This is a genomic window from Micromonospora qiuiae (assembly GCF_016863555.1).
GTDB classification, from domain to species: domain Bacteria; phylum Actinomycetota; class Actinomycetes; order Mycobacteriales; family Micromonosporaceae; genus Micromonospora; species Micromonospora qiuiae.
Genome location: NZ_BOPC01000143.1, coordinates 1 through 6,376, shown reverse-complemented (window position 1 = coordinate 6,376; position 6,376 = coordinate 1). Strand labels below are relative to the sequence as shown.

Genomic DNA, 6,376 nt, shown 5'->3' with positions numbered 1-6,376 from the left:
CCGGAAGTTGCCATCGTGAGCCGTCACGGAACCGCAGCCCACAGGCCCGCAGCAACGCGAGGACCTGGTCACGCCGGTCCCCGAGATCGATCAGAAGGAAGTTCGTATCCGATTGGGCGTACTCAATGCGTAGCCGGACGAGTTCGGCGGACAGCGCCGCGTACGCCCGCCGGTTGCACGCGATGGTGCGCCGGAGGTTGTTGTCGTCGACCAGCGACGCGTGTGCCGCCGTGGCGGCCAGCGCGCTGACGGCGTACGGCAACCGGTGTCGACGCAGCCTGCCCGCGTAGCCGGCGCTGGTGACCGCGTAGCCGACTCGGGCGCCGAGCAGACAATGTGCCTTCGGCAGTGACCTGCACACCACAAGCTCGTCGCGCTCCTCAATGAGTCGCGGCGTCAGCGCGAGTGGTTGTGCCATGAACTCACCGTAGACGTTGTCAATGATCAGCTTCGCCCCGCTGGGCAACCAAGGCGCGACTGCGGTCAGCGCGCTGACCGTGGCGGGCGGCTGCGAGGTGGTGTAGTTCCTTGACGGCTGACGGCACCTGACTGGCGAGCTGCTCGGCTCGGATGAGGTCGGCCGCACCAGTTCGGCGGTGGGCGTCGTAGTCGTTGAGTATTCGCGCTGTCTCAGTGCCGGGCCAGTGCTGGTCGAGGGTGGCCACGACGTCGGGCAAGCGGAGCAGTGCCTGGGCGTCGAAAGTGAGGACGGTTTGGCGGGCAGCGCTGGACAGCAACGCCAGGGTACGGCGGGCGCGATAAGTGCGGTCGGTGCCGGCGGTGGATGTCGCCGCTGGCTCTGGTGAGCGAAGTCGAGCAGGTGACCGATATCGGCGGCAAGGTCGGCGGTGTGGGGCCCTTCCGGCAGCGATGGTGCGGTGGTGCCGGCCACGATAGGGACGTCGATGTGGGTTCGACGCAGGACGGCGCGCAGCTTCATGCTGTGCAGCCGCTTGAGTCCATCGGCACCGTCTTCGTCGGGGTGGTCGAGGTGCAGTGAGATGGGGATGCTGGTTTGGTGGCTGACCTCGTCGGCGATCTGGCGCAGGGCGAGGGCGGCCGGGGATGCGGGTTCGAGTCCCCAGGCGATGAAGTCGAGGTCGCTCCAGCCTTCGATGAAGTCTCCGCGTGCGCCGGAGCCGCATAGGGCGGCACCGGCCCCGAAATGCTTGGCCAGCAGGGCCTTGGCGCGGCGGCTGAAGTCCCACACCGCTTGGCTGAGGGTGTCGCTGTAGTCGAGCGGGCCACTGCGGCGCCAGGCGATGATCTCCCCGGCCTGTCGGACGTACTCATGGAAGCTGGCGTGGCTCGCGGCGATCAGCGCGTCGGGCAGGTCGTGCCATTGGGCGGCAACGAACCCTTCGGTCTGCCGTGCAGTGGCGGTCGTGTCGTTGGTGGCGAACAGGAACCAGTCGACGGTCTTCCGCGCTGGCGTGCCGTCGTGGTCGGTGAAGCGGTATGCCTCCTGTCCGAGGTAGGCGACGTAGCACATGTCGTGCAGCCCGGCCTCTTCCGACACCTCCCGGGCGGCGGCGATCAGCGGCGACTCGCCCGGCTCGATTCGTCCTTTCGGGGCGACCACCTGGCGCTCGCCGGTGGTGCGGATCTGCTCCAACAGCAGCATCTGCGGACGTTGCAGGTCCGCGCAGACGACGATCGCGCCAGCGGAGGCGTACAGCCGTGTCATGAGTGTTCCGTCCTCGTGATGGAAGGGCAGGTCGCGGCGTAGACGTCGTCCAGCGTCGCCGTAGAGTGGGCACGGTGGCGATTGTCGATCCAATGATCGGCGATCTGCCGCCAGCGGGGCAGTTGCATGTTCATTCGCTTCCGAACATCTTTGGCCTCGATGAGAGCGCTGGCCGCAGTGTGGTCGATGTTGATGGCCGCCGCCAGGCGATTTACGCGTAGAGGCTCGGCTGTCATGACGGACACGATGGCGGCGGAACCGGCAAGATGCCTTCGTCGCGGGTGAGTTCAGCGTCGATGAAGCCTTCCACCACGGCCACGTCGGCCATTCCGATGCGGACGCGCTCGTGGAGGCCCGCTGCTCATCGTGCACCGCTGCGACGGCGTCCTCGACATACGAGCGGCTCGTCGTGGCAGGTCATACAAGGTGCTCGAGGTCACGGCCTGAAGCGCTCAGGAGATCCTGCTCCGATGGAGAACGCGCAAACGCCGCTTCAATTCCCGAAGCATGGCAGCACGTTCTACTTGCGCCTGGGCCAAAGAACATCAGTTTGAGATTGCGGCCGCTCGGGATATTCACGTCAGGGTGATCGCCATAAAACCGCTGATGCGGGCAGCTGCTTCCGCTCATCATCGAGGTGATTACGAGCCGCTGGTGCGGGATCGGGCGTTGCCTCGCCGAGCTGCTGCCCTTCGACTCGGACAGCCATGAGGAAGAGGAAAATCCCGCTGACCGCGCACGGCCGGGCAACCCGAATGCGAACTTCAACGTTGCAGGCCCGGAACCTAGTTTTTGGCAGCCTTCACGCTGCCGCAGTGCTGGCCGAACTCCGTGTCCCCGGCATGGGTGACAATCAGGCAGACGCCGCTGATCGCCCTCCGACGGAAAGACCGTACCTACCAATGGGCGACAGTCGCGACCGTGCCCCTGGCCGAATGACATCGGCTCGTCATCGAGGCTAGGTGGTGATGCCGCTGAGGCGGAACGGGCGGCGCTGCTGGCAGCATGTCAGCCGGCGACACCGCCAGCGTCGGTCGTCGTACCCGTCCGTGCGCGCCTGGCGCTACCGTCGCAATCGCGTGGTGCTCATCGGTGAGGCGAGGATGCGATCGCGGTGGCGACGCTGAATGAGGGATGACTCCCGATGGCGTTGGCCTGCCATCAAATCCAATCCGGGCATCAGGTTAGAACGGCGCCAGCGTGTTGGACGGTGTCGGATCCGGCGTGGACGGCGGCGGTGATGGCATCGGGTAGTGGGGTGTGTCGGGCTAGGCCGAGGGCGAGGGAGCCGAGGAAGGCGTCGCCGGCGCCGGTGGTGTCGATGACTTGGACGGCGGGTGCGGGCACGGTGCCGGATCCGTGGGGGTGGGTGTAGGCGGCGCCGTGTGGGCCGGCGGTGACAACGACGGTGCGGGGGCCGAGACGCTGGAGGGCGGTGGCCGCATCGAGAGGGCTGTCGATGCTCGTGTGCAGGATGGCGGCGGCCTCGTGTTGGTTGACCACGAGGACGTCGAGGTGCCGCAAGACGGCGGGGTCGAGGTCGGGGTGGGGAATGAGGTTCCCGATGACGACCGGCGCGCGACGCTGGCCCAGCAGCGCGGCCACAGGCTCGGGCGGCAGGTCGAGTTGGGCGACCACCGCCCTTGTGGCGAGGCCGGTGGTGGCCTGATGGATGTCGTTGGCGGTGAGTTCGGTGGCGGGTGACAGGGCGAGGGTGATGTAACTTTCGCCGTCCGGGGTGACCTCGATAATGGCCGCGCCGGTGGTGGTGCCAGGGATGGCCCGGACGTGGCGGGTGTCGACGCCAGCGCCGATGAGGGCTGCCGCGATCTGCTGGCCCCAGGCGTCGACGCCCACATTGGCGATCAGGGCGGCGCGCCCGCCGCGGCGGGCGGCGGCGATGGCCTGGTTGAGGCTCTTGCCGCCGGCACTGGAGGACAGGGATGAGCCAACAGCGGTGCGGCCTGGTCGAGAACGGTGAGGGACGCGGATGGTCAGATCGATGTTGGCCCGTCCGACGAAGGCGACATCGATGCTGTCGCTGGGATTGCCGTTGCCGGTCATGCCGTCATCGCGGAGGCGGCGAGGGCGGCGTACAGCCGCTGCACCCCGGGCTCGGTGGGGAACGCCGAGAGCTGACGGCCGACGGTGGTGACGTCACGCTGGATGCGTGCCGACTGGGTAATGCGGGCGAGGTCGAGCGCGGCGAGGGCGGCGGCAGCGGCCTGCTGGGGTTCGTCGGCAGCGGCGTGGGCGGCGGCGGTGCGGGCCAGGTAGCGGCCCCGCTCACGTCGGTACGATTCCGGCCACGCGTCGAGTGCCTGGTGAAAGCACTGGACAGCGGCGCGGGGGCGGCCCAGCCGAAGCCAGCCGTCGCCTTCCTGCGCCCACACGTATGCGGCGGTGCAGAAGGAACCGAGACCAGCGTCGTTTGGTCCGGTATCGGCGGCGAGGTGCTGGGCGTCGTCGATGGCGGCCTGGAACGCGGCGCTGTCGCCCTCGACGGTGTGGCCGTGCGCGCGTTGCACCGCCGCGAAGGCCCGTACCTGGGTCCGGATGCTGCCGGCGCGTTCGGCAGCGCGAGCGAGCCCAAGCACCCGGTCTTGGTCGGCGGCGTCGGTGGCCCGTTGGGCCATGCGGGCGAACACGTAGGCGGTGAACTCCGTGTCGCCGGACTCCTGGGCCATGCTCAACGCTTGGGCCAGCCACCAGTCTCCGGTGCCACGGTCGCCCAGGTCGTCGCTGAGCCAGCCGGCGAACTCCGCCCACTGCGCCTCGGTGCGCAGAAACGCGTCACGCAGGCCACCCCGCGCAGCTCGGCGGTAGTCGGCGATGTGACCGAGCTGCTGCCGGGCCGTCGGGAGGATCGCCGCGGCGCCGACTCGGTTGTCGGACTCCACGAGCACCGATCGCAGCACCGCGAAGTGCTCCACGATGGCTGGGTCCACAACCCGTGCCGCCTCAGCCGGCGGATCTCCGTCTATCAGGGACGCCATCATGCCGCCGGGGACCGCCTGCAGGAGCGCGCGACGGCTGACCTGGACCTGCCGCTCTTGCCCGTCTACCACAGCCGTCACGATAACCGTCTCCTCAGCGGCCTCACGGTCCGCGCCGGACGTTAACAACGCGGTGAAAGCTGCCGTGCCCCTGGCCCGCCGGTAATGCTGCTGAAGGGCAACGACCTGGTCATACCCCGCGGTGAGAGCACCATCAGTGTTGAGGACCTCGTCGCAACGCTCCCAGAAGCCCCGGTCCGGATGTTGTCGCCCGACCTCGGTGTTCGCGATCGTGCTGCGGCCGGCCAGCACCGTGGGTGCCAGCGAATGCTGGGTGTGACCTGCTGCCTTGCGGAAGTCGGCCAGCCGCTGCCCGAGCGCTCGCCATGCCTCGCTCGTGTCGTGCGGGTCCGCCATTGCCGCCTCTCCCGGAACACCGCGCCTCGGTCGGTGTCAACAGCAGAACGCCGATCTGAGGCGGTCTTCGATGTGCCAATCACCCTACCGTGCGGTCGCGGCCGAAGCCGATCCACGGATCGAGGCTTAGGCGATGTCAGTGCTGTCGTCGGTGGCGCATCGGGTGAGCTAGGCGCCGTGAGGGCCGATGATCCCGAGGGCATCGCCGTGCTGTACTGCGCAGGGAGGAAGACGCTGACCGACTGGTTCACGGTGGCGGTGTGTACCCGTGCGACGATCTCGAAGATCGGGTCATGGGGAGAAGGTCGAGAACCGCAGCGGACGGCGTGCTCATGCTCGTCTGCGGCGGCGTGGCGAAAAACGCCCGATGTGTGCTCGGGTCACGGCGGCGTATATTTCCGTAGCTATCACCATATTGCGTACGCCATGCCGAATGGGTGGATTACGACGCGGTGGCGAGGGTGAACTGATCGTTCGTAGCGGCCTGGCAGTCGGGTGGCCCCATCGCGGCTGGGCCGAGTAGCTCTGGGTCGGGTGGTAATGGCGTGGACAGCAGGGCCGACGGGATTGCTGTACCGGTCGGTCCATGCGGCACCGAGGTGCTGAAGCCGGAAGGCGCGGACGGCGTCGACGGTGACGACGTCTGCGCCCAGTTCGGTCATCGCCGTCAGGCTGTAGGCGGGGTGTGGCGGCGTCGACCATGACATGCATCGGTAGCGGCACTCAGCGGCACAGGCCGGCGAGGGCGATGCCGAGGTCGCCGGATGTTGACTCGGCGGCCTGCCCGCCAGGCCGGAGAGCGCCCGGGCGACAAGGGAGTCGAGCAGGGCTTGGACGGTGCGGGCCTTGACGGAGCCATACCGGTTTACGGCTTCGACTTTGAGGCGCAACTGCACGATCGGGACGGCAAAGACAGTTGCAGGACGCGACCGGGGTTGTCGCACCGCCCCTTGATCATTTGTCATCGCCCTGTCACCTGGACTGATCCTCAGCGAGCAGCAGGAGATGACACAGGTCCGCGGAAGATGTGATGTAGCCCGCATCGCAGTTGATGGACGGAGCCGCAGTCCTCTACCGCCTCGACGGTGACGAGTTGACCATCCACGCGGTCGGGCATCGCAAGGACGTCTACTCGTAAGCCGTCCAGGTCGCGGCGGCCTTGTCCGGCCGCAATGGGGTCGAGGTCGAGAGCCGGCCGAGTCGCCGACCGGCGGTCCCTCGGAGGCCGGGTTGCGCCCCTGGCACGGAGTATCGCCGGTGTCCTGGCGGCGCGGAG

Annotated in this window: 3 protein-coding genes and 2 pseudogenes; 2 read left to right on the top strand and 3 right to left on the bottom strand. The window is 68.0% G+C overall.

All coding sequences use genetic code 11. The annotated features are described in order from the left end of the window. Nucleotides 1–130: 130 nt before the first annotated feature. Nucleotides 131–1,624: pseudogene (locus tag Vqi01_RS29775) on the bottom strand (aminotransferase class I/II-fold pyridoxal phosphate-dependent enzyme); the annotation flags it as partial. Between the two features lie 137 nt (nucleotides 1,625–1,761). On the opposite strand from Vqi01_RS29775, the gene Vqi01_RS29770 reads away from it, so the two are divergent. Beyond that, complete coding sequence (locus Vqi01_RS29770) at nucleotides 1,762–1,908, top strand: hypothetical protein (protein ID WP_204038461.1); 147 nt, start codon at nucleotides 1,762–1,764, stop codon at nucleotides 1,906–1,908. Nucleotides 1,909–2,866: 958 nt separating this feature from the next. Here Vqi01_RS29770 and Vqi01_RS29765 read toward each other — a convergent pair. Both Vqi01_RS29765 and Vqi01_RS29760 read right to left on the bottom strand, forming a co-directional pair. Then, a complete protein-coding gene (locus Vqi01_RS29765) occupies nucleotides 2,867–3,751 on the bottom strand; it encodes a PfkB family carbohydrate kinase (RefSeq protein ID WP_204038460.1) in 885 nt (294 codons plus the stop codon). After that, nucleotides 3,748–5,100, bottom strand: coding sequence for a helix-turn-helix domain-containing protein (locus tag Vqi01_RS29760; RefSeq protein WP_204038459.1), 1,353 nt, complete (start codon nucleotides 5,098–5,100; stop codon nucleotides 3,748–3,750). Before Vqi01_RS29760 ends, Vqi01_RS29765 begins: the two co-directional genes overlap by 4 nt. 1,069 nt (nucleotides 5,101–6,169) lie before the next feature. Here Vqi01_RS29760 and Vqi01_RS31735 point away from each other — a divergent pair. Next, a pseudogene (locus Vqi01_RS31735) lies at nucleotides 6,170–6,238 on the top strand (type II toxin-antitoxin system RelE family toxin); the annotation flags it as partial. Between the last annotated feature and the right edge of the window lie 138 nt (nucleotides 6,239–6,376).

What these genes read in the sequence shown, in the direction of transcription:
- Vqi01_RS29760 (WP_204038459.1), bottom strand. Translation starts at nt 5,100, where the DNA reads ATGGCGGACCCGCACGACACGAGCGAGGCATGGCGAGCGCTCGGGCAG.
- Vqi01_RS29765 (WP_204038460.1), bottom strand. Translation starts at nt 3,751, where the DNA reads ATGACCGGCAACGGCAATCCCAGCGACAGCATCGATGTCGCCTTCGTC.